The sequence below is a fragment of the Streptomyces ochraceiscleroticus genome, assembly GCF_000720485.1.
Classification (GTDB): Bacteria; Actinomycetota; Actinomycetes; order Streptomycetales; family Streptomycetaceae; genus Streptomyces; species Streptomyces ochraceiscleroticus.
In genome coordinates, this window is the sequence record NZ_JOAX01000009.1 from 157,220 (window position 1) to 182,731 (window position 25,512).

The following is a 25,512-nucleotide window of genomic DNA, read 5'->3' on the forward strand; positions in this document are numbered from 1 at the left end:
GCCGGTTCCCGCCGTCTCGGGGGGCCGTCGGCGGGGTACCCGGCCGGGGTCCCGCACGACGAGACACGACGAGACGAGAGGGGCCCGCACATGGCCGAGAAGCAGCAGGACGTCGTGGAGCTGCTGGAGCAGCAGCATCAGCAGATCCGCCGCCTCCTGGACGACGTCGTGAACCACAAGGGTGAGGAGCGCAAGCACGCGTTCCAGCGCGTGGTGCGCCTGCTCGCCGTGCACGAGACGGCCGAGGAAGAAGTCGTCCACCCCTATGTCCGCGACCACGTCGAGGGCGGCGAACAGGTGATCAAGGACCGGACGGCGGAGGAGAAGAGCGCCAAGGAGGCGCTGAGTCGGCTGGAGGACCTGGACGTCGACTCTTCCGAGTTCCACGAGAAGTTCGCGGCGGTCAGCCAGGACATCCGGGCGCACGCCGAGGCGGAGGAAAAGTCCGAGTTCACCCACCTGCGCGCGGTCTCGGACCGGCGCGGACTGGAGGGGCTGGCCAAGGCGGTCAAGGCCGCCGAAGCGGTGGCGCCGACCCACCCGCACCCGGGCGCCGAGTCCGCGGCGGCGAACCTCCTCGTCACCCCGGTGGCCTCCGTGGTGGACCGCACGAAGGACGCGATACGGGCGGCGATGGGCAAGAGCTGACCCACGTTGGGCAAGAACTGATCCGTACCGGAACGTCTGCGCACTCACAGGCGGCCCCGCCCTCGCGGCGGGGCCGCCGTACTACCGCTCTTACCTGTCCTCCTCCCGCGGGAGGAGGGAGCCGAGGGGGCCCAGGTCGAGGTTGAGTTCGTCGCGGCCCAGGTCGTAGCGGGCGCAGAGTTCGTCCATCCGGCGTTCCAGCAGCATCAGCGTCGTGCCCATGCGCTCCTCCTGGTCCTCGGACAGGTCGCCCTGTTCGACGCGGCGCAGCGCCTGCCGCTCCATGAGCTGGTGCAGCAGCTCCACGACGGTCAGCACCAGTCGTACGAGGTCCCGCTCGACGCTCTCCTCGTCCAGTTCCACGCGCCTGCTCACGGTAGCCTCGCCTCCTCCACGTACACCGGTTCCGCCGCTCCCGCCCCGTCCGGGCCGAGTTCGGCGAACGGCGACGGGACGTTCTCGTTCACCGAGCTGATCAGGGCGCGCAGATCGACCCGAACGAGATCCACGTCCGCGATGCGCAGGGTGAGGTCGCCGGCGATCACCACGCCACCGGCGAGCAGCCGGTCGAGCAGATCGATCAGCGCGACGGGGGCCTGCGGGCCGGCGGCGGGAGTGCTCATGACGTGCTCCGTCCGGCCTCGTCGTCCGCGTCCGCCAGGTCGGTGAAGGAGTACGGGGCCCAGGGGCCGGTCAGTTCGATCCGCAGGGCGGGGGAGCGGGCCGCCAGCTCGCCGACCCGCTCGGCGAACGTGCCGGCTTCCTCGCGGCGTACCAAGTACGCGCCGTTGAGGAGATTCGGGCCGCGCGAGACGGCGGGGCGGGCGCCGGCCGGGGCGCGGCCGGCGGCGTCGGGTGCGCCGGACGCGGCGACGGCCTCGGCGAGCCGGCCGTCCTGCGGGCGGTGCAGCCGGCTGTGCTCGGCGGTACGCGCGAGGGCGTCGTGCACCGCCCGGGCCATTCCGTCGGCCTCGTGCAGCGCGGCGTCCCCGGCCTTGCGGTCCCGCAGCCGCCGCCGCAGGAACTCCCGCCCGGATTCGGCCTCGGGCGGCTTGCGGCCGTTCGGCTTGGGGTCACCCGGCTTGCGGTCGTCCGGGAGCTGCTGGGCGTACGCCTTCACGCCCCACTCCAGCCGGCCCTCGAGCCGGCTCAGCAGCCGCTCGAACCGCTGCGTGTGCGCGGCCAGCGCGGCCCGGACCGCGTCCTCGTCGCGGTACACCGTGACCAGCCGCAGCGGCAGCACGCCGACCGCCGCCGCGGTCTCGTCCACGACCCCCCGGTGCGCCCGCGCGGTCGCCTCCAGCCACGTCAGGTCCTCCAGGCGGTCGTGTACCCCTGGCTGGTCGAACTCCGCGGCGGGCACGTCGGACACCAGCGCGGCCAGCGACCCCTCCGCCACGGTGCGCACGGGCGCGTCCCCGATGCCGAGCAGGCCGGCGGGCGGCCGGGCGCCGCGGTGAAGGACGGCGTAGGCGTACGTCAGCCGGCCGTCCTGGCGCGTGGTCACGGTGACTCCTCCTTCCGTTCCTCCAGAGCCCGTTCCTCCCGGGCGGCCTCCTCGCGGCTCTCCAGAGCGGCGAGGCGTTCCTTCAACTCGGCGTTTTCGCGGGCTAGTTCACGTTGTTCTCGGTTCCGGTCCCGGCGTTCCTGGGACAGTTCCTTGCGGCGGGCGCCGGACGACAGCGACGGGTCGTCGCGCCACCAGTCGATGCCCATCTCCTCGGCGCGCTCCACCGAGGCCACGATCAGCCGCAGTTTGATGGTCAGCAGTTCGATGTCGAGCAGATTGATCCGGACATCGCCGACGATCACCACGCCCCTGTCCAGGACGCGTTCGAGGATGTCGGCGAGGTTGGCGCCGCCGCCGGCGCCGGGAGCGGGGTAGGACATGGGGTACGCGCTCACCTCACCCGTTCCGGCTCGAGCTCGGACTCGTCGGCAGGTTCGTCGGTGGGCTCGTCCTCTTCCTCGTCCTCGTAGGCGTACGCCTCTTCCTCGTCGTCCTCGTAGGCCCCGGTGTCGCCCTCGACCTCTTCGTCTTCCTCTTCCGTGCCGGTGTCTTCCGCTACCTCGTCCTCGTACGCGTACGCGTCGGCCGACCCCTCGTCCTCCTCGCGGGCCACCGCGTCCTCGTGGGACTCGACGACCTCACCGTCGCGGATCTCGCCGCGCCAGCCGTCGGTCGCCTCGGCGCGCAGCATCACGAAGCGGCGAAAGTGCTTGAGGTCGAGCCGGGCCCGCCGTCCCTGGGCACGCCACAGATTGCCGGTCCGCTCGAAGAGGCCCTTCGGGTAGTACTCGATGACCAGCAGGACGCGGGTCAGGTCCGGCGTCAGCTCGTGGAAGGTCACCACACCCTTGACGGACGCCTTCGCGCCCTGCGCCGACCAGGCGATGCGCCGGTCCGGTAGCTGCTCGGTGACGGTCGCGTCCCAACTGCGGCTGGACCAGAGGATCTTGGCGCGCCAGGTGGAGGTGGTGTCGCCGGTGCGCTCCACGTCCTGCACGCCCTTGGCGAAGGAGCTGAACTCCTGGAACTGCGTCCACTGGTCGTACGCGGTGCGCAGCGGCACCCCGACATCCGTGTCCTCGACGACGGTGACGAACCGTCCGGTCCCGGTGCCCGTCCGCCTGCCGCCGCTGCCGCCGCGTACCAGCCGGCCGAGACCGCGGCCGAGGCTGAGGCCGATCCCGGGGCCGTTGCCCTCGGCCATGTCCTGCAGCCGGGTCGTCGCGGCGCCCAGCTTCCGGCCGCCGGCGATCAGCAGCCGCTGGGCCTGGGCCGCGGCGAACGCGGTGGCCTCCTCCTTGAGCCGGTCGGTGGCCGGGCTGCGGGCGATGCTCTCCTTGAGGAGGGCGGTGGTGCCGCCCTGTTTCTGGTCAGCCATCGGTACGCTCCCGGCTCCGGCCGGACTGCTTCCCGGACTGCTTGGCGGCCGGCTTGGCGGCGGTCCGGGGACCGGGCCTCGTCGCCCCGGACTTGGCCGTACCCGTCCGCTCCGTTGCGGCCTTCTTGGCGCGCCGGGCCCGTTGGGCGGCCGGCGTCGCCTTGGTGGCCTTCTTGCGAGGTGTGGGCTCGGGGGCGGGCTCGTCCTCCCGCTCCTCCGGCTCCTCCCGCGGGGCGGGCTCGTCGTCCTCGGCCCGCGTCTCCTCCGCACCGCTGCCGAGCCGTTCCTGGACGCCCGCGGTGCGCGCGTGCAGGCTGTCCGCCAGTCCGTCGATGCGACGGCTGACGAACGCGCTCGCCGCCGCGCGGCCCACTCCGCCCAGATCGTCCCGCAACTGGTCGCGCAGCTCCGCGAGCTGCGGGTCGGCCTTCAGCCGCTCGTCCACCAGGCCCAGCAGCCGCTGCGGGTCGAGCTGCAGCCGCCGTCCCAGGACCACGCCGCCGACGCTGAGGGCGAGCTTCGCCTTCTTCGTGCGGCCCAGTACGTATCCGCCTGCGACGGCCAGTGCCAGTGCCGCCCGGTTGTTCATCTCAACCGTCTCCTCGTCCTTCTCACAGTCCTCGGTGCCGCTGTTCCCGCGCTGCCTCCAGCCGGTCCAGCAGCTCGTCCTCGCGCCGGTCGAACTCCGCCTCGTCGATCAGGCCGTCGTCCAACTCCTGCGCCAGTGCCCGCAGTTCGTGCTGAATGACCCCGGGATCGTGGTACTGCCGCTCCGCCTCGGCGACGAGCTGGCGCAGTACCCACCCGGTGCCGCGCACCGGCGCCGCGGGCAGCAGCAGTACTTCCTTGAGCAGGCCCATCAGCCGCGGCTCGCGTGTTCGGCGGCCGGCTGGGCCGGGCGCACGAAGCTGTACGGCGGCAGCGGACCGTTCACCAGCAGCTCGAGCTGCGGCTGTTCCTCGGCGAGCCGGTGCGCCGCTTCGGTGAAGGGCGCGGTCTCCGTCCGCGGCAGGAGGAACGAGAGGTTCACCAGCCAGCCCGTCCCCTCGGGGCCCGGTGCCGACTGCTCCGCCAGCGGTGCCAGGGCCCGCTCGACCGTGTGCGCGTCGTGCACCTCGCGGGCCCGTACGGCATTGGCCACCAGCTCGCCCAGCTGCACCCGCTCGGGGTAATCGCCCCCGCCGGACGCCTGCAGGGCCTCCGTGAGGCGGCGGACCTCCGGCTCGTCGTCGACGACGAGCCGCAGCACGGCTTCCTCGCGGTGCGCCGCCTTGACGTTGAACTCCACGCGGCCGGTCAGCTCGGCGAGCTGCGTCTTGTAGTGCTCGGTGTGCTCGCCGAGTGCGCCGCGCACCGCGTCGTCGTCCGTCGAGAGGGAGCCGAAGCGCAGCGGCAGCACCGCGCCCGCGTTGCCCGTCTCGGTGAGGACGTGCTGGTGGGCCAGCAGGTCGCGGCGCTTGGGGCGCAGCCCGTCGGGGCAGTCGCTGACCACGGCGGCCAGCTCGCCGGCCCGTATGATCCGCACCGGGCGCGGCGGGTCGCCGACGCCCAGTACCGGCTTCTCGGGGGCGGGGTGGTCGGCGTGCGCGATGCCGTAGATATAGGTCGTCATCAGCTCTCCTCCTTCTTGCGGGAGCTGGTGGCGGTGCGCCGCGGGCGGCGCGGCTCTTCGTCGCCGGACCTGCCGGAGGCCGCTTCCCGGCCCTGGCCGATGGCGTCGGCGAAGGTCTCGGCGGCGCCCGAGAGCGCGCCCTTGCTCTTGCCGCGCGCGCCGGACTCGGTGATCTCGCCGACCAGGTCGGGCAGGCCGGGCTCCTTCTTGGGGCCGGACTCCAGGTCCAGCCGGTTGCACGCCTCGGCGAACCGCAGATAGGTGTCCACGCTCGCCACCACGACCCGTACGTCGATCTTGAGGATCTCGATGCCGACCAGGGAGACGCGCACGAACGCGTCGATCACCAGTCCGCGGTCCAGCACCAGCTCCAGTACGTCGTACAGTCCGCTGGTGCCACCACCGCCTCGGCTGCCTCCTTCTTGTTGAGCGGGAACCACAGTCATCTCTACGGGTTTCCTTTCGCGCGCTCGTAGCGGCCGACGCGCCGGTACCCGGTGAGCACCCCCTCCTCATCGAGGGTCAGCTCATAGAGCGCCATCAGGCTCATCGTGTCGGGCACCCTGGCGAGCTCCAGTACTTCCGCTTCCAGGAGCCAGCCGTCCCCGGTCCGCTCGAACCGGGTCACGGTCTCGGGGTGCAGTCCGGTGAGCTCGGCGAGCTGGGCGCGCGCCGCGCGCATCAGCTCGGGCAGTGCCAGGCCCTTCGCGGGGCCCCGGCCGTCGCCTTCATCCGGTGTCGTTGCTTTGTGCGTCATGAAGTCATCTCTGTGGAGCTTCTCCGTCCGGGCGTCTCCGCCGGGAAGTCCGTGTCGCACCGAGTACCGCTAAGGGGCGAGGGGAAACCCATGTGCCCCCGCCGGTTCCTACCGCCCGTCCCGGTGCCGGGTCGCCGATCTTCACGGGCGACCCGATGATGGATTGAGGCCCGCCGGGCGGGGGACCCGGCGACCAGCCGAAGGGGACGGCTGTCCAACGAATCCGGTCCACGGTCAATGCGGAGCAGGAGGCATCAGTGGCCGCGCAACCCCACGACCACCACGACGACGCGGGGAGCGGCGCCCGGAAGGGGCAGCCGCAGAACCCCAGGGAGAAGCACCCGCAGCCCGACTTTCCCGCGCAGGAGCAGGAGCACCCCGGCTGGACCGGTCCGATGGACCCGCCACCGGACCACGGTGAGGACTCCTACCGCGGCAGCGGCCTGCTGACGGACCGCAAGGCACTGCTGACCGGCGGCGACTCGGGCATCGGCCGCGCGGTGGCGCTGGCCTTCGCGCGCGAGGGCGCCGACGTGCTCTTCACCCATCTGCCCGAGGAGGCCGACGAGGCTCGCGAGACCTCCCGGCTCATCGAGGAAGCGGGCCGGAAGGCCGTCGCGGTCTCCTGCGACATCCGCGAGGAGGCCGAGTGCCGCCGGCTCGTGGAGCGGACGGTCGCGGAGTTCGGCCGGATCGACATCCTGGTGAACAACGCGGCGTACCAGATGTCCCAGCCGGACGGCATCCAGGCCATCAGCACCGAGCAGTTCGACCGGGTGCTGCGCACCAACCTCTACGGCATGTTCTGGCTGTGCAAGATGTCGCTGCCGCACATGCCCAGGGGCGGCTCGATCATCAACACCACGTCCGTGCAGGGCTACAAGCCCAGTCCGCACCTGCTGGACTACGCGACGACCAAGGGCGCCATCGTCACCTTCACGCAGGGGCTCGCCCAGATGCTTGCCTCCGACGGCGTCCGCGTGAACGCCGTCGCTCCGGGGCCCGTCTGGACGCCGCTGATCCCGGCGACGATGCCGGACACCGTGGAGTTCGGCAAGCAGGCGCCGCTGGGCCGCCCGGCACAGCCCGCCGAGATGGCGCCGGCCTATGTGTTCCTCGCGTCCGAGCACGCCTCGTTCATCACCGCCGAGATCGTGAACGCCACCGGCGGCACCCCGCTGCCCTGATGGGCTGGTGGCGCTGGATCGGGTGGGAGGCCGCCGCCGTCCTGCGCGCCGCGCGCAGCGCGGTGACCGGCCCGGGGCCCGAACGGGACGCGGCGGTGCAGTCGCTGAAGGCGGCGGCCGCCGCCGCGCTCGCCTGGGCCGTGACGGGCTGGTGGTGGGGCGCGCCGATGGCGCTGATGGCGCCGTGGACGGCGGTCGTGCTGGTGGAGAGCACCGTCTACCGGTCGGTGCGGTCCGGGCTGCAGCAGCTGGCGGTGATCGCGGCCGGCACGGTCATCGCGGCGGGCGCGGCGACGCTGACCGGCAACAAGATGGCCGCGATGGTGCTCGCCCTGCCGCTCACGGTCCTGCTGGGCAATTACGCGCGCTTCGGGCAGCAGGGCATGTACGCGTCCACGACGGCGCTGTTCGTGCTGGCCTACGGCTCGTACTCGTTGTACGACATCGGGCACCGGCTGCTGGAGTCGGTCATCGGCGCGGCCATCGGGATCACGGTGAACGCCCTGGTCCTCCCGCCGGTGCACGCCCGCAGCGTGCGGCACATGCTCTACACACTGCCGCGGGACAGCGCCCACCTGCTGCACACCATCGCCGACGGGCTGCGGGAGGCGGGCGACGAGGGGTACAGCCACCAGGACGCCGAGACCTGGCAGGACCGGGCCCGGCGGCTCGCCAACGCCGTCACCGACCTGCACACCGCGCGGAGCTGGGACCAGGAGAGCTACCGCCTCAACCCCGGTTACCGGCTGCGCCGTCGCGGCCGCGCGGCGCCGTCGGCGGACTGGGACGAGACCTGGGACGGGATCAGTGAGCACCTCAAGACGCTCACCCGGACGCTGCGCGAGGCGGCCCCCGACCGTAACGACCTGGCTCCGCCGCCGTCCGGCGCGCTCGGCCTGGCCGCCGATGTGCTGGACGCGGCGGGGGAGGTCTGCGAACACGACCTGCACCTGCTCGATGAGGGGCCGGAGAAGGAGCGCGAGGGCCGGCGGGCCGCGGACCTGGAGCGCGCGTGGGAGGCGCACGGCCGGCTCAAGGACTGGCTGCCGGAGCTGGACGGGGACTCCTCCGTCTCGCTCGGCGGCCTGGTCGCGGAGATGCAGCGGCTGCTCTACGCGCTCGGACCGCAACTGGCGCTGAAGTCCCGGGCGGCGTGAGGAGGGGCCGGTCGGCGGAGCCCCGAGGCGGCGTCAGGAAGCCCTCTTCTTCTTCTGATTCTGAGGGGTCTTCTGTTTCTGAGGCGCCTTATGGCTCTGCTGGGTCTTCTGGCCCGACCGGCTCTTCGTGCTCTTCTGGGCGCGCTTCTTCGTGCCGCCCCCGGAGCTGCCGCCCTTCGCCCGGTCCACGCTGGCCTGCAGGGCCTCGCGCAGGTCGATGACGTTGGTCGCCTTCGGCGCAGGCTCGGCCTTCTCCACCGTCTCGCCGGTGCGCTTGGCCTCCACGAGCCGCTGCACCTTCTCCTGGTACGTGTCGTGGTACTCGTCCGGGTCCCAGTCGACGGACAGCGCGTCGATGAGCTGGACCGCGGTGTCCAGCTCCTTCTTGTCCGGCTTGGTGCGCCCCGGCAGCGTCGGCAGTTCCTTGTGCGGGTCGCGGACCTCGTCGGCCCAGTGCAGCGTGTGCAGGGCGAGGATGTCGTCCTCGGCCTTCACGGCGACGAGGTACTCGCGGTTGCGCATCACGAAGGTGGCGATGCCGGCCTTGTTCGCCTTCGCCAGCGCCTCCCGCAGCAGGCCGTAGACCTTGGCGTACTCCTTGCTCTTGGGCGCGAGGTAGTACGTCTTGTCGAAGAAGATCGGCGCGACCGCGTCCAGGTCGACGAAGCCGGTGATCTCCAGCGACTTGGAGCGGCCCGGCGCGATCTCGTCCAGCTCCTCCGGCTCGACGAGCACGTACTCGTCTCCGGCGTCATAGCCCTTGACGATGTCGTCGTACGCGACTTCCTTGCCGGTGCGTTCGTTGACCCGCTTGTTGCGCACCCGGTCGGAGGTGCCGCGCTGGAGCTGGTGGAAGTGGACCGTGTGGCTCTCCGTCGCGGTCACCAGTTGGACCGGCAGGGAGACCAGCCCGAACGAGAGCGCACCGGCCCAGACAGCATGTGCCACGTACCGCCACCTCCTCGCCTCCCATCGCACCCCGTACCAGTGGGGTCCGCATCCCGGTGTGCGCCGTACGGAGCACACCGGGGGAGGGTGGAGGTTTGGGCTCCCAGGAGCGTGGCACTCGGCTTCCCGGCCGAGCGGCCGGTCATGGGAGAGATGGGAACCGCCGGGCCGGAGGGGAGAATCCGGCCCGGCGCAACCCTTGCCGGGGGAAGGACGGCCGCGCCGGGCCGCCCCACGCGAGGTCAGGTACGGCGCTCCTCGACACCGAGGCCGAGCGCCCGGGCGATGTCCTGCACATTGGCGAATTGCTGCCCGCCGGGGAGGTCCTCGGCCCGCGCCAGCACACGGTCCGGCGCGTTGTTGTCCCGCAGGGAGTCCAGCACGGTGGCCCGGTCGGCGGGGTAGATGCTGGGGTCGAGGTGGCGGGCCAGGTCCGACCGGATCTCCACGTCGTCGGCGGACATCCCCGGAGGCGTGCCGCCTTCGAGGGTCCCCTCGGGCGAGCGGCGCACCGCCGGCTGGTCCTCGCCCGCCGGCTCGGGTTCGTGCTCCTCCTCCACCCGGATGCCACGATTGGCCCGCAGCTCGCCCTCCAGGCGCTTCTTCACCTCGTCGTCCTGCAGCGGGCTGTCCGGCCCGCTCCCCTTCTCGGCCATGTCTTCCTCCAGAGGTCGGTGCTTGTGGGCTGCGTGCCGCCAGGCCGTCCGGGGCGCGCGCGGCACCTCGCGGACCTGCCGCGGCGCCTCCGGAGTGCCCGTCGCCGCGGTACCGGAAACCCGAAATGATCAGCTTCGGCCCAACGGCGCAGCGGGCCCGGACGACGGCCCGGACGGCGGCCGCTCAGGCGGTCTTCGGGGTGCTCGACAGCGGCGGCGTGGGCGCGCCGCTTGCCTTCTGCAGGCCGCTCAGCAGCGCGCCCACCGCCTCGGCGGCGGTGCTCTCCGGCCGCCAGCCCAGCTCCTCGCGCGCCCGGCCGCAGTCCATCAGCGGCAGCCCCAGCACCGCGTCGAACAGGTGCGGCGAGGCACGTACCAGCCGCAGCCGCCAGCCGGTACCGAGCGCGGCCCGGGCGGCCGCCGCGGGCATCCGTACCGTACGGGCCTTCAGCAGCCGTGCCAGGAACGGCATGTCCACCGGCGGCTCGGCCGCGAGGTTGAAGGCGCCGCGCGCGTCGCCGAGGACGGCCAGCCGGTAGGCGCGGGCCGCGTCGTCGGTGTGCAGCACCTGGAAGCGCAGGCCCGGCACGTCCGGCAGGAACGGCAGCAGCCCGGGGCGGGCCAGCTTGCCGACCGGCGCGGGCGTCGCGAGCCCGCCGAAGATCCGGCGCTGCTCGGACGCCGACTCCTCCTTGAAGAGGAACGCCGGACGCATCCGCACCACGCGCATGTCGGGGTGTTCGCGCTCGTATCCGTCCAGGACCCGTTCCAGGTACGCCTTCTCGCGGCAGTACGCGGCGTCCGGCCAGCCGTGCGTGGGCCAGGACTCGTCCACCTTGTGGTCCTTGGGGCCGGGGGAGTAGGCCCCAACGGAGGAGGCGTGGACGAGCGCCGGCACCCCGGCCCGGGCCGTCGCCTCGAAGACCCGCAGGGAGCCGAGGACGTTGGTGCGCCAGGTCTGCGGCGGGTGGTGGGTGGGCTGGAAGGCCCAGGCGAGGTGCACGACGGCCGAGGCGCCCGCGAAGTCCGCCGCGAGATCGCACTCCTCGTCCGCGATGTCGGCCGCGGTCCAGGTGGTCTTCGGCGGTGCGTCGCGCGGCGTGCGGCGCGCGATGCAGTGGACCACGTCGATCTGCGGATCCTCGCTCAGTATGCGGACCACGCTGGTGCCGACGTTTCCGGTGGCGCCGGTCACCACGACCCGCCGCTCGGGGGCACTGCTCATGAGCTGCTTCCTCTCCTGCCGCGGGCGCGCCGCGCCGGCGGGTGGACGGTGCCCGTCCCGGGTGCCCTCGCGCGCCCGCCGCTACACGTCGGGCCGACGCCGCTACACGTCGGAGCCGACGTCGAGCTGCTCCAGCGGGTGCAGCGCGGGGCCGTTCAGCACCGTGCCGTCCGTGGAGAACCGCGACCCGTGGCAGGGGCACTCCCACGCCGTCTCCGCCGCGTTGAAGGCGACCAGGCAGCCCAGGTGGGTGCAGCGCGCCGAGACCGCCTGTACCGTGCCGTCCTCGTCCCGGTACACCGCGCACCGCCGGGCGCCGACCCGTACCACCGCGCCGGTCCCCGGCGGGATGTCGGTGACGGAGTCGACGTGCGTGGTGCGCAGCCGGTCGCCGATGAAGTGCTGGGCGACCTTCGCCTGGTGGCTGAGGAACGCGGGCGCCTCGCGGACCGGGCCCCACAGCCGCCGCGGGTCGTACAGGGCGGCCCACGGCGGCGGATCCCCGCTGATCAGCCCGGCGATCAGGCGCCCGGCCAGCGCGCCGCCGCTGAGCCCCCAGCCGCCGAAGCCGGTGGCGACGTAGGTGTGCCGGGCGCCGGGGTGGAACGGCCCGATCAGCGGCACCGTGTCGGTGGAGTCGTTGTCCTGGGCCGCCCACCGGTAGGCGACGTCCGTACCGGGGAAGTGCCGCTGGGTCCACTCGGCCAGCCGCCGGAACCCCGCGACGGCGTCGCCCGTGCCGGGCGGGAACTGCTCACCGGTGACGACGAGCAGCCGCCGGTCGGTGCCGTACGGCGCGGTGCGCACCGAGCGTTTGCCCTCCTCCTCGGTGATGTACATGCCCTGTACGTCGCGGTCCGCCTCGATCGGGGCCGCGACCACCAGCTCCCGGCGGGGCGAGAGCCGGGTGAAGAGCAGCGCCCGGTCGAACACCGGGTAGTGCGTGGCCACGACCACCTCACGGGAGGTGACCGTCGCACCGGTCTCGGTCGTCACCCGGCACGGCGCGCCCTCGTGCAACCCAGTGGCACGGGTGCGTTCATACACCTGGCCGCCGTGCTCCCGCAGGTCCTCGGCGAGCGCCAGGAGGTACTTGCGGGGGTGGAAGAGCAGCTGGTCCTCGACGCGCACCGCCCCGGCCACGTCGAACGGCAGCCCCGTCTCGGTGACGTAGGCGGCGGCCAGGCCCGCCTCCCGCGCCGCGTCGGCCTCCGCGCGCAGCGGGTCGGTGCCGGCCGGGTCGCGGACGTAGGTGTACGCGGGGAAGCGTTCCAGCTCGCAGTCGATGCCCAGCTCCTGCGCGACCTCGGCGACGCGTTCGACGGCGCCCTGCTGGGAGACCGCGTACTGCAGGGCAGCGCCGCCGCCGCGGGTGCGGCGCAGCTTGTCGTAGACCAGCGTGTGCAGCGCGGTGAGCTTGGCGGTGGTGTAACCCGTGACGCCGGCGGCGATCCGGTCCGCTTCGAGGACGACGACGCGGCGCCCCGTGCGGGACAGCTCCCACGCCGTACTCATCCCCGCCATGCCGCCCCCGATCACCGTGACGTCGGCCTCGGTGTCCTCGGTCAGCGGGGCGTACGAGGTGGTGTGCGCGCTGGCCATCCAGTACGACTCGTCGATGCCGGGAAGGTCTGAAGTGTGGGACATGCGGGGACGGGTGCCCCTGCCGGCCCTGACCGAAGCCTGCCGTTCCGGTGATGCGCCCGTACGGTGGGACAGCGGCCGCCGGGGGGGCGGTGCGATCGCCGGGGCCCGTCCGGTGTTGCGGGTTCCGCCGGGACCCGGACCATGGGAGGGGGCGACCCGGGTGAGGAGGCGGCATCATGGGCGGCGATCTGCTCGCGGCGGTGCGGACCTCGGGGCGCTACCGGACCCTCGCGGAGGCCGAGCGGGCGGTCCAGCACGTGCTGGCGGCCTTCGTGGGCCAGCTCACCGGCGAGGAACGGCGCGCGTTCCTGAAGTCGGTGCCGCCCGAGGCCGGGCGGTACCTCGCCGGCGGGATAAGGGACGAGCGGCCCCGCACCGCGTGCGAATTCGTGGACAGCGTGGCGGCCCGCACGGAGGGCGCCACGCACGCCACCGCGCGCTGGGACGCCAGCACCGTCCTCACCGCGATCGGCGGCCACCTGGGCGAGGAGCTGCTGCAACGGGTGCTGGCGCAGCTTCCCCGGGGCTACGCGCTGCTGTTCGGCCGCGCCGATCTGACCCCCACCGCGTAATCCGCTCTTTCCGGGACGTTTGGCCGCGCCGTGGCATGGCACTCGTGCGCCGGGCCATGGGCTCCATGGGGATGGGAAAAGCGCCGGGCCGGGACCGTCGTACCGGCCCGGCGCGCACCCCTGTACGGCACCCCTGTGTGGAAATGAATGAATGTGAGCCATTCGGCCCAATCCTGCCCGATCGGTCGAGTTGCGGCGTTACGGGACTGAGGTAACGGGAACTCGTCCGATGGCGCCCGGAGGGTCCGGCCGCGCCGCTTGCGCGAAAGGTGGCAGCACTCATGGGTCACGGCGGCGACGTCATCGAAGAACTCACCACCGACCACCGCGAGGTGACCGAGCTCTTCCAGCAGATCGAGAGCAGCACACCCGGCTCGGACGAGCGCAAGAGCCTCGCCGACCACCTGACGATCGAGCTGGTCCGGCACTCGGTGGCCGAGGAACAGCACCTGTACCCGGCGGTGCGCAAGCACCTGCCCGAGGGCAACGCGCTCGCCGACAAGGAGATCGCCGACCACGGTCGCGTGGAGGAGCTGCTGAAGGAGCTCGAGAAGACCGACGCCGAGCACCCCGACTTCAACCACCTCGTCGTCAAGCTACGCACCGAGGTCACCGAGCACGTCAGGGACGAGGAGGGCCGGCTCTTCCCGCAGTTGAAGGCCGCCTGCCCGCAGGAGGAGCTGGACGCGCTCGGCGAGAAGATCCGCAGCGCGAAGAAGTCGGCGCCCACCCGCCCGCACCCCAAGTCCCCGACCACGCCGCCCGCGAACAAGCTGCTGGCCCCCGGCGCGGGGCTGGTCGACCGGGCCCGCGACTTCGTCACCGGGCGCGGCAAGAAGTAAGCACGGCCCAGCAGGTACCCCACCCACGTCGCCTGGGTCAGCCACGTCACCTACGTCAACGAGGAGAGACGAGCAGTCATATGCCTACCGCACGCGACATCATGTCCCCCGGCACGGAGTGCATCGGCGCCGAGGACAGCGTCCTCGAGGCCGCCCGGCGGATCACCTCGCTCGGTGTCGGAGCCCTGCCGATCTGCGGCACGGACAACAAGCTCAAGGGCATGCTGACCGACCGCGACATCGTCGTGAAGGTGCTCGGGGCCGGCAAGGACCCGGAGAAGACCACGGCGGGCGAGCTGGCGCAGGGCGAAGCGGTCACCATCGGCGCCGACGACGGCGCCGAGGAGATCTTCGCGACCATGGCGCACCACAAGGTCCGCAGGCTGCCCGTCATCGACGGCCACAGCCTCGTCGGCATGGTCGCGCTGGCGGACGTCGCCCGCGCGCTGCCCGACCCGAAGGCCGGGGACCTTCTCGAAGCGCTCTCGACGGACTGAAGCGCCGGCCCGCCGGTCCCTGGTACGCCCGCCCGTACGGCCGGGCGTACCGGTGTCACCGGCGGGCGCACGCACGTACGGGCGCCGGCGCACCGCAAGGAGACGGCGGACGGACGAGGAAGGTGACCATGGCACCGAACGAGGAAGCGGCGCTCACCGATCGCAAGCCTGCGGCGGCGGGCGGGGTCGCCGACCTGGACGCGGGCGCGCTGGAACGGGCGCTGCGCGAACGGGTCGACGGGGAGGTGCGCTTCGACGCGGGCAGCCGCGGCGCGTACGCCACGGACGGCTCGAACTACCGGCAGGTGCCCATCGGCGTGGTCGTGCCCCGGAACGTGCGGGCGGGCGCCGACGCGGTCGCCGTGTGCGCGGAGTTCGGGGCTCCGGTGCTCTCCCGTGGCGGTGGCACGAGCCTGGGCGGCCAGTGCACCAACACCGCGGTCGTCATCGACTGGACGAAGTACTGCCACCGTCTCGTCTCGGTCGACCCGGAGCGCCACACGTGCGTCGTCGAGCCCGGCATCGTGCTGGACGACCTCAACCGGCAGCTCGCGGAGCACAAGCTCAAGTTCGGGCCCAAGCCGTCCACGCACAGCCACTGCGCGCTCGGCGGCATGATCGGCAACAACTCCTGCGGTGCCTCGGCGCAGGCGTACGGCAAGACCGCGGACAACGTACGCCGCATGGAGGTGCTCACCTACGACGGCACCCGGATGTGGGTCGGCGCCACCTCCGACACGGAGTACGAAGAGGCCGTGGCCGGCGGTGGCCGCAAGGGCGAGCTCTACCAGGGCCTGCGCCGCATCGCCGACCGCTACATGGGTGACATCCGCCGGGGCTACCCGCGCATGCCGCGCCGCGTCTCCGGCTACAACCTCGACGCGCTGCTCCCGGAGAACGAGTTCCACCTCGCCCGCGCCCTCATCGGCAGCGAAGGCACCCTGGTCACCGTGTTGCACGCGGAGCTGGACCTGGTACCGGTACCGCCCTACGAGGCCATGGTCGTCCTCGGGTACGACGACATCTGCGCCGCGGCCGACGATGTGCCGCGGCTGCTCGAACACTGCCGGCCCAGCCAGCTCGAGGCGATCGACGGGCGGATGGCCCAGCTCATGCGCGAGGAAGGCGCGTTCCTGGACTCCCTCGAACGCTTCCCGGAGGGCGAGAGCTGGCTGCTGCTGCAGTTCAGCGGCGACAGCCGGGAGGACGTCGACGGGCAGGCGTGCGACCTGCTGCGCGCCATCGGCCGGCGCGAGGACGCCCCGGACGTGGCGTTCTCCGACGACCCCGAGCGCGAGCAGAAGATGCTCAAGGCGCGCGAGGCCGGGCTCGGTGTGACCGCGCGGCCGCCGGACGACCGGGAAACCTGGGAGGGCTGGGAGGACTCCGCCGTACCGCCCGCCAGGCTCGGCGACTACCTGCGGGATCTGAAGCGGCTCTTCGCGGAGTTCGACTACGACCACCCGTCCCTCTACGGGCACTTCGGGCAGGGCTGCGTGCACACCCGCATCCCCTTCGACCTCAAGACCGCCGAGGGTGTCGCCGACTTCCGGGCGTTCGTGCACCGCGCGGCCGATCTCGTCGCCTCCTACGGAGGGTCGCTCTCCGGCGAGCACGGGGACGGGCAGGCCCGCGGCGAGCTGCTGACGAAGATGTTCGGCGAGCGGCTGGTCACCGCGTTCGGCGAGCTCAAGGCGCTGTTCGACCCGGACGACCGGATGAACCCCGGCAAGATCGTCGCGCCCTACCGCGTCGACGAGAACCTCCGGCTCGGCCCGCACTGGCGCCCCGAGAGCCATGACACCCACTTCGGCTATCCGGAGGACGACCACTCCTTCACCCGCGCGGTCATGCGCTGCGTCGGCATCGGCAACTGCCGTACGCACTCCGGCGGCGTGATGTGCCCCTCGTACCGGGCGACCAACGAGGAGGAGCACTCCACCCGGGGGCGGGCCCGGCTGCTCTTCGAAATGCTCGGCGGGCACGGTGACTCGCCCGTCACTGACGGCTGGCGCTCCACCGAGGTCAAGGATGCCCTGGATCTCTGTCTGGCGTGCAAGGGCTGCAAGTCCGACTGTCCGGTCGGCGTCGACATGGCCACCTACAAGGCCGAGTTCCTCGCCCACCACTACGAAGGCCGGCTGCGGCCTGCCGCACACTACTCGCTGGGCTGGCTGCCGCTGTGGGCCCGGCTCTCCCGGGCAGCGCCGCGGCTGGTCAACGCCGCGCTGAGCGCACCGGGCATCGGACGGCTCGGGAAGCGCGCGGCCGGGGTGACCGGGGAGCGCGCGGCGCCGGTCTTCGCCGAGGAGTCCTTCGTCCAGTGGTGGCAGGCGCGCGGCACCCCGGAGCCCGACCCCGCCGACCCGCGCACCGTCGTCCTGTGGCCGGACACCTTCAGTACGTACTTCCACCCCTCCATCGCCAAGTCGGCGGTGCGCGTACTGGAGGACGCGGGTTTCCGCGTCGCCGTGCCGACCCGGGCCGTGTGCTGCGGCCTGACCTGGATCTCCACCGGGCAGCTCCGCACCGCCAAGCGCGTCCTCGGGCGCACCCTGGAGGCGCTGCGGCCCTGGCTGGAGGCCGGTACACCGGTCATCGGCCTGGAACCGTCCTGCGCCGCCGTCTTCCGCGCCGACGCGCCGGAACTCATGCCGGAGAACGAGGATGTCCAGCGGCTCGCCGGGCAGTTCCGCACCTTCGCCGAGCAGCTCCTCAACCACGCGCCGGACGACTGGCGGCCGCCCCGGCTGGCCCGTACCGCCACCGTGCAGACCCACTGCCACCAGCACGCCGTCCTCAAGGACGACGCCGACCGGGAGCTGATGCGCCGGGCCGGCATCGAGGCCGAGGTGCTGGACGAGGGGTGCTGCGGGCTGGCCGGCAACTTCGGCTTCGAACGCGGCCACCACGACCTGTCGATGAAGGTCGGCGAGCTCGGCGTGCTGCCCGCCGTACGGGACGCCGCGCCCAGCACCCTGGTCATCGCCGACGGCTTCAGCTGCCGTACCCAGATCGAGCAGGGCGGTACGGGGCGGCGCGCGCTGCACCTCGCCGAGGCCCTCGCGCTCGGCCTCGACGGGCCGCTCCCGGCCACCGGGCCAGAAACGCTCGCCCAGCGGCCCGCCGCCCGCACCCGGGACGCCCGGCTGCTCACCGCGGGCGCGCTGGCCGCGCTCGGCGTCGCCGCCGCCGTCGCCGGCCGGTCGGCGGCCCGCCGTTCCGCACCGCACGTCACCCATGTGAAATGAGAGGTAATCCCAGTGTCGATCAAGGTGTCCGACTACGTTCTCCAGCGGCTGCGCGAGTGGGACGTCGACCACGTGTTCAGCTACGCGGGTGACGGCATCAACGGCCTGCTGGCCGCCTGGGGGCGGGCCGACAACAAGCCGGAGTTCGTCCAGGCGCGGCACGAGGAGATGGCCGCGTTCGAGGCGGTCGGCTACGCCAAGTTCTCCGGCCGGGTCGGCGTCTGCGCCGCGACCTCCGGGCCCGGCGCCATCCACCTCCTCAACGGCCTCTACGACGCCAAGCTCGACCACGTCCCCGTCGTCGCCATCGTCGGCCAGACCAACCGCAGCGCCATGGGCGGCTCCTACCAGCAGGAGGTCGACCTGGCGAGCCTGTACAAGGACGTCGCCTCCGACTTCTGCGAGACGGTGACCGTCCCCGAGCAGCTGCCCAACGTCATCGACCGGGCCATGCGCACCGCGATCGCCCGGCGCACCGTCACCGCCATCATCATCCCCGCCGATGTGCAGGAGCTGGACTACTCCCCGCCGCAGCACGCGTTCAAGATGGTGCCCTCCAGCCTGGGCATGGCACAGTACGCGCCGGTCCCGGCGAACCCCGAGGTCGCCCGCGCCGCCAAGGTCATCAACGAGGGCGAGAAGGTCGCGATCCTGATCGGGCAGGGGGCCCGCGGCGCCCGCGCCGAGGTCGAGGAGCTGGCCGACGTGACCGGCGCCGGCGTCGCCAAGGCGCTGCTCGGCAAGGACGCGCTGCCGGACGACCTGCCGTACGTCACCGGTGCCATCGGCCTGCTCGGCACCCGGCCGTCGTACGAGCTGATGATGGAGTGCGACACCCTCGTGGTGATCGGGTCCAGCTTCCCGTACACCCAGTTCATGCCCGAGCTGGACCAGGCGCGCGCTGTCCAGATCGACATCGACCCGCACATGGTCGGGATGCGCTACCCCTTCGAGGTCAACCTCGTCGGCGACGCCAAGGAGACGCTGCGGGCGCTGCTGCCGCAGCTGAAGCGGAAGAAGCACGGCGACTGGCGCAAGAAGATCGAGAAGAACACCAAGCGCTGGTGGGAGGTCATGCAGCGGCGCGCCGCCGTGGACGCCGACCCGATCAACCCCGAGTACGTCGTGCACGCGCTGGACCAGCTTCTGCCCAACGATGTGATCCTGGCCGCCGACTCCGGCTCCGCCGCCAACTGGTACGCGCGCCACCTGCGGCTGCGCGGCGCCATGCGCGGCTCGCTGTCCGGCACCCTGGCCACCATGGGCCCCGGCGTGCCCTACGTCATCGGCGCCAAGTTCGCGCACCCTGAGCGGCCCGCGCTGGCCATCGTCGGCGACGGCGCGATGCAGATGAACGGCATGGCCGAGCTGATCACCGCGCGCAAGTACTGGCGGCAGTGGTCCGACCCGCGGCTCATCATCGCCGTCCTGAACAACGAGGACCTCAACCAGGTCACCTGGGAGATGCGGGCGATGTCGGGCGCGCCGCAGTTCGAGCCCTCGCAGCACATCCCGGACGTGCCCTACGCCGACTTCGCGCGCTCCATCGGCCTCGGCGGCGTCCGCGTGGAGAAGCCCGGCGATGTGGAGTCGGCGTGGCGCCAGGCCCTCTCCGCCGACCGCCCGTTCGTCATCGACTTCCGCACCGACCCGGCCGTGCCGCCGATCCCGCCGCACGCCAGCTTCGACCAGATCGAGGCCGCGGCCACCGCGATCCTCAAGGGCGACAGCGACCGCGCCGACATGATCAAGCAGGGCTTCAAGGCCAAGGTGCAGGAGATGCTGCCGGGCCACCGCCACCGCGAGGACCGGCCCGGCACCGAGGACGGCAAGAACGCCCGATGACGGACGAGCAAGAGGAGCACGACGGACCCCCGGTGGAGTCGGTCGGGACGGCGGTGTACACCGTCCCGACCGACGCCCCGGAGGGGGACGGCACCCTCACCTGGAACTCCACGACGCTGGTGCTGGTCACCGTGCGGTCCGGCGGCACCACCGGCTTCGGGTACACCTACGGCGCGCCCGCCACCGCACAGGTCGTCAGCGGCCTGCTGGCGGACGTGGTGACCGGCCGCTGCGCTCTGGACGTACCGGGCGCCAACGAGGCGATGAGCCGGGCCGTCCGCAACGCCGGGCGGCCCGGCCTCGTCGCCGGCGCGATCTCGGCCGTCGACCTCGCGCTGTGGGACCTCAAGGCGCGGCTGCTGGACCTGCCGCTGGTACGGCTGCTCGGCGCGTGCCGGGCGGAAGTACCCGTGTACGGGAGCGGCGGCTTCACCACGTACGACGCGGGGCAGCAGGAGCGCCAGCTTCGGCACTGGGTCGAGGAGCAGGGCATCCCGCGCGTCAAGATCAAGATCGGTGAGTCGTGGGGCAGCGCCCCGTGGCGGGACGCTGAGCGCGTCACCGCGGCCCGCCGCGCCATCGGCGACACCACCGACCTCTACGTCGACGCCAACGGCGGCTACTCCCGCAAGCAGGCGGTCCGCGTCGCGGCCCACCTCGCGAGTCAGGGCGTCACCTGGTTCGAGGAACCGGTCTCCTCCGACGACCTCACCGGGCTCGCGCACATCCGGGCCGCCGTCACCCCGGACGTCACCGCCGGCGAATACGGCTACACCCTGCCGTACTTCGGGCACATGCTGCGCGCCGACGCGGTGGACTGCCTGCAGGCCGACGCCACCCGCTGCGGCGGCCTCACCGTCTGGCTGCGCGCCGCCGCGCTCGCCGAGGCCGCCGGGCTGGAACTCTCCGGGCACTGCGCCCCGCACGTCCATGCGCACGCGGCCGCCGCCGTGCCCAACCTGCGCCACCTGGAGTGGTTCCACGACCACGTCCGCATCGAGAACCTGCTCTTCGACGGCGCCCTCGACCCGGCCGGCGGCACCATCCGGCCCGCCGCCGACGGCGCGCCCGGACACGGGCTGACGCTCCGCGCCGACCTGGCCGAGCAGTACCGCACCGGCTGACCCCTCGCCCGGTACGGAGCACCTCGCGACACCCCCACGGAGACCGATGACCGCCATCGAACTGCCCGAGAGCCACGCCTATCCGCCACAGGTGCTGCGCGACTACGCGGTACTGGCCGACGGCGAGCGTGCGGCGCTGGTCGGCCCGCGCGGCGAGATCTGCTGGCTGTGCGCCCCGCGCTGGCACGACGAGGCGGTCTTCGCCACCCTCATCGGCGGGGGCGGGGTCTATGCGGTGACGCCGCGGGAGCGGTACGTGCCCGGCGGCCACTACGAAGAGGGCACGCTGATCTGGCGCAGCCGCTGGATCACCCGGAGCGGCATCGTCGAGTGCCGGGAGGCGCTGGCGTTCCCGGGCGACCCCGACCGCGTCGTCCTGCTGCGCCGGGTGCTGGCCTGCGAAGGCCCGGCGCGGCTGCGGGTGGTGCTGCATCCGCTGGCCGATTACGGCGCCGAGCCGCTGCGCGAGCCGCACCGCGACGAGCACGGCGTGTGGACCGCCCGGGCCGCCGGCCTGCACCTCCGCTGGACGGGCGGCGCGCAGGCCCGCCTCACCGACGAACCGGCGGACCCAGGCCCCGACGCGGACCCCGGTCCCGGCAACGACCCCGGTCCCGGCAACGACCCCGGTCCCGGCAACGACCCCGGTCCCGGCAACGACCCCGGCACCGGCAACGACCCCGGCACCGAGCGGCACTTCGACCGCCGCCGCGCCACCCGGCTCGTCCTCGACCTGCGCCTCGACGCCGGCCGGCAGCACGACTTCGTCCTGGAGATCGGCCGCACCGCGCCGGACGGCCCGCCACCGGAGCCCGACGCCGCCTGGTCCCGAACCGAACGGGCCTGGCAGGAAGCGGTGCCCGCGCTGGACCACACCGTCGCCGCCGCGGACGCCCGCCGGTCCTACGCCGTACTGCGCGGCATGACCGGCGCGCGCGGCGGAATGATCGCGGCGGCCACCACCAGCCTCCCCGAACGCGCCGAAGAAGGCCGCAACTACGACTACCGGTACGTCTGGATCCGCGACCAGTGCTACGCGGGCCAGGCCATGGCGGCGGTGGGGCACTACCCGCTGCTCGACGCCGCCGTCCGCTTCATCGGCGCGCGGCTGCACGAGGACGGGCCGCATATCGCCCCCGCGTACACGGTCGACGGCGGCCCCGTACCCGACCAGCGGGAACTGGACCTGGCCGGCTACCCCGGCGGCTACGATCGGATCGGCAACCGCGTCAACCGGCAGTTCCAGCTCGACGCATTCGGCGAAGCGCTGCTGCTGTTCGCCGCCGCGGCCCGTGCCGGCCGGCTCGACGGCGACGGCTGGAAGGCCGCGGAGATCGCCGCGGACGCCGTGGCGCGCCGCTGGCGGGAGCCGGACGCCGGCATCTGGGAACTGGACGCGCGCGCCTGGACGCACAGCCGCCTCATCTGCTCCGGCGGGCTGCGCGCGATGGCCGCGGCCGGGCCGCCCGGACCGCAGGCCCGCAAGTGGCGCGCGCTCGCCGACACCCTCCTCGACGTCACCACGGCCACCGCGCTGCACCCCGACGGCCACTGGCAGCGCGCCGCCGACGACCCGGCGCTGGACGCGGCCCTGCTCATACCGTCCCTGCGCGGCACGCTGCCCGCCGACGACCCGCGCACCCGCGCCACGCTGCGGGCCTACAAGGATCGGCTGACCGACCACCACTTCGCGTACCGCTTCCGGCACGACGAGCGGCCGCTGGAGGAGGCCGAAGGTGCCTTCGTGCTCTGCGGCTTCGCGATGGCGCTGGCGGAACACCAGCAGGGCAGGGAGACCGAGGCGTACCGCTGGTTCGAGCGCAACCGTGCCGCGTGCGGCACGTCCGGGCTGTACTCCGAGGAGTACGACATCACGCAGCGTCAGTTGCGGGGCAATCTGCCGCAGTCGTTCGTGCACGCGATGATGCTGGAGTGCGCGGTCCGGCTGGCCGGCGGCGTGCCCGAACGGCCCACCTCCTCTCGCGGTGACCGGACCTGAGGAGTGGAGTGGAACGTGCCACCGGTCCGCACTCCCGGCGGGCCGGGGACGACCACGAGGAGACGTGACATGCCGCGAGGTTCCAGCAACAAGCGCGAGCGCCAGTACGAGCACATCAAGGAGGGCGCCCAGAAGCGGGGCACCTCGACCGGCCGGGCGAAGGAGATCGCCGCGCGGACGGTCAACAAGGAGCGGGCCCGCACCGGCGAGTCGAAGACGGCGAGCAAGTCCTCCACGCAGGACACCAAGTCGGCGTCGCAGCGCGGCGGCCAGCGCTCCGGCAACCGCACGGGCCCGAAGGGGCCGACGAAGGACCAGCTCTACAACGAGGCCAAGCAGAAGAACATCGACGGCCGCTCCTCGATGAGCAAGGACGAGCTGGCCAAGGCCCTCGGCCGCTGAGGGCCTCTGCCGTCAGCCCGACCGGTCACCGGCCGCCCGCGCCGCGCCCGGCCGGTGCGCAGTCCCGGTCGTGGGCGCGCCGCCCCGCGACATACGTGGCGCGCACCGCGCGGTCGTCGCCCATTGCCGCCAGGACGAACAGCAGCTCCTCGATGTCCTCGGCGCGTGCCGCGCGCCGGGCGAGCAGCGGCGTGGCCCGGGGATCGAGCACCACGAAGTCCGCCTCCTGCCCGGGCGCGAGGGAGCCGACGGTGTCCGCGAGGCCCAGCGCGGCGGCGCCGCCCCGCGTGGCCAGGTAGTACGCCTGCACGGCGCCGATCGGGGCACCGCACAGCGCGGCGGCCTTGTACGCCTCGTACACCGTCGACAGCATCGAGAAGGTGGGGCCCGCGCCGACGTCCGTGCCGAGTCCGACGGTCACCGGGCGCGGGCCGCCCGCGGTCTCGCGCACCGGGAAGAGCCCGCTGCCCAGGGCCAGGTTGGAGCCGGGGCAGTGGGCCAGTGCGGTGCCGGTGGCGGCGCAGCGGTCGCGCTCGGCGGGGGAGAGGTGGACGCCGTGCGCGAGGACCGCGCCCGGCCCGAGCAGGCCGTAGTGGTCGTAGACGTCGAGGTAGCCGGCGCGGCCGGGGAAGAGCGAGCGGGCCCACTCGACCTCGTCGGGCGTCTCCGACACATGGGTGTGCAGCAGGGTGCCGGGATACTCCCGCCACAGCGCGGCAGCCGCCTCGAGCTGCTCCGGCGTACTGCTGGGCGCGAAACGGGGCGTGATCGCGTACTGGGCACGGCCCTTGCCGTGCCAGCGGGCGAGCAGCGCCTTGGACTCCTCGTAGCCGCCGCGCGCCGTGTCGAGCAGCGCGGCGGGCGCGTTGCGGTCCATCAGGACCTTGCCGCAGGCGATCCGGAGGTTCTGCCGGGCCGCCTCCTCGAACAGCGCGTCGGCGGACTCCGGGTGGACGGAGCCGAAGACCAGCGCGGTCGTGGTGCCGTTGCGCAGCAGCGCGTCGCAGAAGACGGCGGCGGCCTCGCGGGCGTACCGGCCGTCCGCGAACCGCTCCTCCTCGGGGAACGCGCGCCGCTCCAGCCACCCCATCAGGTCGGCGCCGAAGGCCGCCATGACATCGGTCTGCACACAGTGCACGTGGGTGTCGACGAACCCGGGGAGGATGACGTGGTCCGGGTAGTGGACGAGGCTGACGTCCGCGGGGAGCAGGTGGCGCAGCGCGGCGTACTCGCCGGCCGCTGTGATCCGGCCGTCGGCGCAGATCAGCAGCCCGTCCGGCACGTACGAGAACGCCTCGTCCCGGCCGGTGCGGAACGGGTCCCCCGGGAAGCGGACGAGCGGGCCGCGCACGGCGGTGACGGTCATGTCCCCCCTCTCCACCGCGTCCCCCCTCTCCACCGCGTGTCCGCCCCTTTCCACCGCGTCAGGGCAGCGGCGGGGACTCGTCGTCGTTGACGTTCTCGTCGTCCACGACGTGCACCGCCGCCTCCTCGGCACCCGCGGCGCCGCCGTCGATGCCCACGTCCCGGGCGACGACGTCGTTGGCGTTCCGGCCGTGGTCAGGGAAGCCCTGGTCGCCGCTGACGAGGCGCCCGGCACGGTCCTCCCCGGCCTGCTCGTCCACCGGCTCGCCGTCGCCGTCCGGCAGGTCACCGATGCCGTTGCCCTCGGGGGGCGCCACGTCCGGGACCTCTTCGGACAGTCGCTCGTCCAGGCTCTCGCCCCTGCGCTGTTCGTTCGCCGTGGTGCCCGTCTTGTTCACCGCGAGCGGCTTCTCGGGCGGCGAGTAGCCCTGGTCCAGCTGCTGATCGGCATCCGGCTCGTCGAGGGCGTCCTCCATGTCGAGGTCGTCGGGCTTGGCCGACACGTCGTAGGCGGGCGGCTGGTAGACCTCGTCACCCATCGCCTCGTCGGACATGGCCGCTCTCCTCTCCTGGACTGCCGTTCCGCAGCACGGGTGCCCGTTTCTGCCCCCGTGCACCCACCCTGCGGAACCGTCACACATTGTGCAAATGCAACGTCGGACCGTCAGCGAGTACCCGTGTGTCACAGGCTCACCGCCCCCTGTGAGAATGCGCACCCACTCGGTGGATCCCTTGGGGCACAAGGGCTCCACGAGGGATCCGCGACAGGGTGACGGCCATCGCACCCCAAGAGCGTTTCCCCGGCCGCACCGTTATGTGAAAGTCGAATCTTGTCGTGCCCGGGGCGTGCGCAGCCGCGCTCTCCTCCGGTCCGGCACCGACCGATTCTC

27 protein-coding genes are annotated in these 25,512 nt (G+C 72.8%); 11 read left to right on the top strand and 16 right to left on the bottom strand.

From position 1 onward, the window contains the following. The first annotated feature begins 90 nt into the window (after window positions 1–90). Complete coding sequence (locus IG84_RS0114315) at window positions 91–648, top strand: hemerythrin domain-containing protein (protein WP_031055999.1); 558 nt, start codon at window positions 91–93, stop codon at window positions 646–648. Window positions 649–738: 90 nt separating this feature from the next. Here IG84_RS0114315 and IG84_RS0114320 read toward each other — a convergent pair whose 3' ends face one another. Genes IG84_RS0114320 through IG84_RS0114365 form a run of 10 tightly spaced genes read right to left on the bottom strand, consistent with a single transcriptional unit; the run spans window position 739 to window position 5,905 of the window. Beyond that, the gene (locus IG84_RS0114320) at window positions 739–1,023 is read right to left on the bottom strand and encodes a gas vesicle protein K (RefSeq protein WP_031056001.1); all 285 of its coding nucleotides are present in this window, start codon (window positions 1,021–1,023) and stop codon (window positions 739–741) included. Next, window positions 1,020–1,271, bottom strand: coding sequence for a gas vesicle protein (locus tag IG84_RS0114325; protein WP_051861708.1), 252 nt, complete (start codon window positions 1,269–1,271; stop codon window positions 1,020–1,022). The genes IG84_RS0114320 and IG84_RS0114325 overlap by 4 nt, the downstream gene beginning before the upstream one ends. Continuing rightward, on the bottom strand, window positions 1,268–2,155 hold the full coding sequence (locus tag IG84_RS0114330; protein WP_245659352.1) for a GvpL/GvpF family gas vesicle protein: 888 nt from the start codon (window positions 2,153–2,155) through the stop codon (window positions 1,268–1,270). Before IG84_RS0114330 ends, IG84_RS0114325 begins: the two co-directional genes overlap by 4 nt. Continuing rightward, window positions 2,152–2,538 (bottom strand): gas vesicle protein, encoded by a 387-nt coding sequence (locus tag IG84_RS0114335; protein ID WP_031056007.1) that lies wholly within the window; start codon window positions 2,536–2,538, stop codon window positions 2,152–2,154. The genes IG84_RS0114330 and IG84_RS0114335 overlap by 4 nt, the downstream gene beginning before the upstream one ends. Before the next feature lie 11 nt (window positions 2,539–2,549). Continuing rightward, window positions 2,550–3,536, bottom strand: coding sequence for an SRPBCC family protein (locus tag IG84_RS0114340; protein ID WP_037800255.1), 987 nt, complete (start codon window positions 3,534–3,536; stop codon window positions 2,550–2,552). Continuing rightward, the gene (locus IG84_RS41165) at window positions 3,529–4,125 is read right to left on the bottom strand and encodes a hypothetical protein (RefSeq protein ID WP_031056012.1); all 597 of its coding nucleotides are present in this window, start codon (window positions 4,123–4,125) and stop codon (window positions 3,529–3,531) included. Before IG84_RS41165 ends, IG84_RS0114340 begins: the two co-directional genes overlap by 8 nt. A gap of 22 nt (window positions 4,126–4,147) precedes the next feature. Next, complete coding sequence (locus IG84_RS0114350; RefSeq protein WP_031056016.1) at window positions 4,148–4,396, bottom strand: gas vesicle protein GvpG; 249 nt, start codon at window positions 4,394–4,396, stop codon at window positions 4,148–4,150. Then, a complete protein-coding gene (locus IG84_RS0114355; RefSeq protein WP_031056018.1) occupies window positions 4,396–5,148 on the bottom strand; it encodes a GvpL/GvpF family gas vesicle protein in 753 nt (250 codons plus the stop codon). Before IG84_RS0114355 ends, IG84_RS0114350 begins: the two co-directional genes overlap by 1 nt. Beyond that, entirely contained in the window at window positions 5,148–5,594 is a 447-nt protein-coding gene (locus IG84_RS0114360; protein WP_031056020.1) for a gas vesicle structural protein GvpA, read from the bottom strand. Before IG84_RS0114360 ends, IG84_RS0114355 begins: the two co-directional genes overlap by 1 nt. Before the next feature lie 2 nt (window positions 5,595–5,596). Then, window positions 5,597–5,905: a gas vesicle protein GvpO gene (locus IG84_RS0114365; protein WP_063761796.1), complete on the bottom strand. Its 309-nt coding sequence runs from the start codon at window positions 5,903–5,905 to the stop codon at window positions 5,597–5,599. Window positions 5,906–6,162: 257 nt separating this feature from the next. Here IG84_RS0114365 and IG84_RS0114370 point away from each other — a divergent pair, with 257 nt between their 5' ends. Both IG84_RS0114370 and IG84_RS0114375 read left to right on the top strand, forming a co-directional pair. Further along, entirely contained in the window at window positions 6,163–7,092 is a 930-nt protein-coding gene (locus IG84_RS0114370; RefSeq protein WP_051861709.1) for an SDR family oxidoreductase, read from the top strand. Further along, on the top strand, window positions 7,092–8,249 hold the full coding sequence (locus IG84_RS0114375; protein WP_037800258.1) for an FUSC family protein: 1,158 nt from the start codon (window positions 7,092–7,094) through the stop codon (window positions 8,247–8,249). The genes IG84_RS0114370 and IG84_RS0114375 overlap by 1 nt, the downstream gene beginning before the upstream one ends. Before the next feature lie 33 nt (window positions 8,250–8,282). On the opposite strand, the gene ku is transcribed toward IG84_RS0114375, so the two are convergent. The 4 genes from ku to IG84_RS0114395 form a co-directional block, all read right to left on the bottom strand. Next, window positions 8,283–9,197 (bottom strand): non-homologous end joining protein Ku, encoded by a 915-nt coding sequence (ku, locus tag IG84_RS0114380; RefSeq protein ID WP_031056027.1) that lies wholly within the window; start codon window positions 9,195–9,197, stop codon window positions 8,283–8,285. Between the two features lie 242 nt (window positions 9,198–9,439). Beyond that, a complete protein-coding gene (locus IG84_RS0114385) occupies window positions 9,440–9,853 on the bottom strand; it encodes a DUF2795 domain-containing protein (protein ID WP_031056029.1) in 414 nt (137 codons plus the stop codon). A 184-nt stretch (window positions 9,854–10,037) separates the two neighbouring features. Continuing rightward, the gene (locus IG84_RS0114390; RefSeq protein WP_031056032.1) at window positions 10,038–11,078 is read right to left on the bottom strand and encodes an NAD-dependent epimerase/dehydratase family protein; all 1,041 of its coding nucleotides are present in this window, start codon (window positions 11,076–11,078) and stop codon (window positions 10,038–10,040) included. 102 nt (window positions 11,079–11,180) lie between these two features. Further along, window positions 11,181–12,725 (bottom strand): FAD-dependent oxidoreductase, encoded by a 1,545-nt coding sequence (locus IG84_RS0114395; RefSeq protein ID WP_031056037.1) that lies wholly within the window; start codon window positions 12,723–12,725, stop codon window positions 11,181–11,183. A 176-nt stretch (window positions 12,726–12,901) separates the two neighbouring features. On the opposite strand from IG84_RS0114395, the gene IG84_RS0114400 reads away from it, so the two are divergent. The 8 genes from IG84_RS0114400 (at window position 12,902) to IG84_RS0114435 (ending at window position 23,257) form a co-directional block, all read left to right on the top strand. Next, on the top strand, window positions 12,902–13,297 hold the full coding sequence (locus IG84_RS0114400; RefSeq protein WP_031056040.1) for a DUF2267 domain-containing protein: 396 nt from the start codon (window positions 12,902–12,904) through the stop codon (window positions 13,295–13,297). A gap of 281 nt (window positions 13,298–13,578) precedes the next feature. After that, window positions 13,579–14,139 (top strand): hemerythrin domain-containing protein, encoded by a 561-nt coding sequence (locus IG84_RS0114405; protein WP_031056043.1) that lies wholly within the window; start codon window positions 13,579–13,581, stop codon window positions 14,137–14,139. Window positions 14,140–14,219: 80 nt separating this feature from the next. After that, window positions 14,220–14,636 (top strand): CBS domain-containing protein, encoded by a 417-nt coding sequence (locus IG84_RS0114410; RefSeq protein ID WP_031056046.1) that lies wholly within the window; start codon window positions 14,220–14,222, stop codon window positions 14,634–14,636. A gap of 128 nt (window positions 14,637–14,764) precedes the next feature. Beyond that, the gene (locus tag IG84_RS0114415) at window positions 14,765–17,887 is read left to right on the top strand and encodes an FAD-binding and (Fe-S)-binding domain-containing protein (RefSeq protein WP_078648821.1); all 3,123 of its coding nucleotides are present in this window, start codon (window positions 14,765–14,767) and stop codon (window positions 17,885–17,887) included. Window positions 17,888–17,905: 18 nt separating this feature from the next. Beyond that, window positions 17,906–19,732 carry a thiamine pyrophosphate-requiring protein gene (locus IG84_RS0114420; RefSeq protein WP_037800303.1) on the top strand — a complete coding sequence of 609 codons (1,827 nt, stop codon included), beginning with the start codon at window positions 17,906–17,908 and terminating at the stop codon, window positions 19,730–19,732. Further along, window positions 19,729–20,856, top strand: coding sequence for an enolase C-terminal domain-like protein (locus IG84_RS0114425; protein ID WP_031056055.1), 1,128 nt, complete (start codon window positions 19,729–19,731; stop codon window positions 20,854–20,856). The genes IG84_RS0114420 and IG84_RS0114425 overlap by 4 nt, the downstream gene beginning before the upstream one ends. 46 nt (window positions 20,857–20,902) lie before the next feature. Next, the gene (locus IG84_RS42225; protein WP_037800260.1) at window positions 20,903–22,855 is read left to right on the top strand and encodes a glycoside hydrolase family 15 protein; all 1,953 of its coding nucleotides are present in this window, start codon (window positions 20,903–20,905) and stop codon (window positions 22,853–22,855) included. Window positions 22,856–22,924: 69 nt separating this feature from the next. Continuing rightward, complete coding sequence (locus IG84_RS0114435) at window positions 22,925–23,257, top strand: hypothetical protein (protein ID WP_031056061.1); 333 nt, start codon at window positions 22,925–22,927, stop codon at window positions 23,255–23,257. 25 nt (window positions 23,258–23,282) lie between these two features. Here IG84_RS0114435 and guaD read toward each other — a convergent pair whose 3' ends face one another. Next, window positions 23,283–24,623, bottom strand: coding sequence for a guanine deaminase (gene guaD / locus IG84_RS0114440; protein WP_031056064.1), 1,341 nt, complete (start codon window positions 24,621–24,623; stop codon window positions 23,283–23,285). A gap of 58 nt (window positions 24,624–24,681) precedes the next feature. Further along, a complete protein-coding gene (locus IG84_RS0114445; protein ID WP_031056065.1) occupies window positions 24,682–25,176 on the bottom strand; it encodes a DUF5709 domain-containing protein in 495 nt (164 codons plus the stop codon). Window positions 25,177–25,512: the final 336 nt, after the last annotated feature.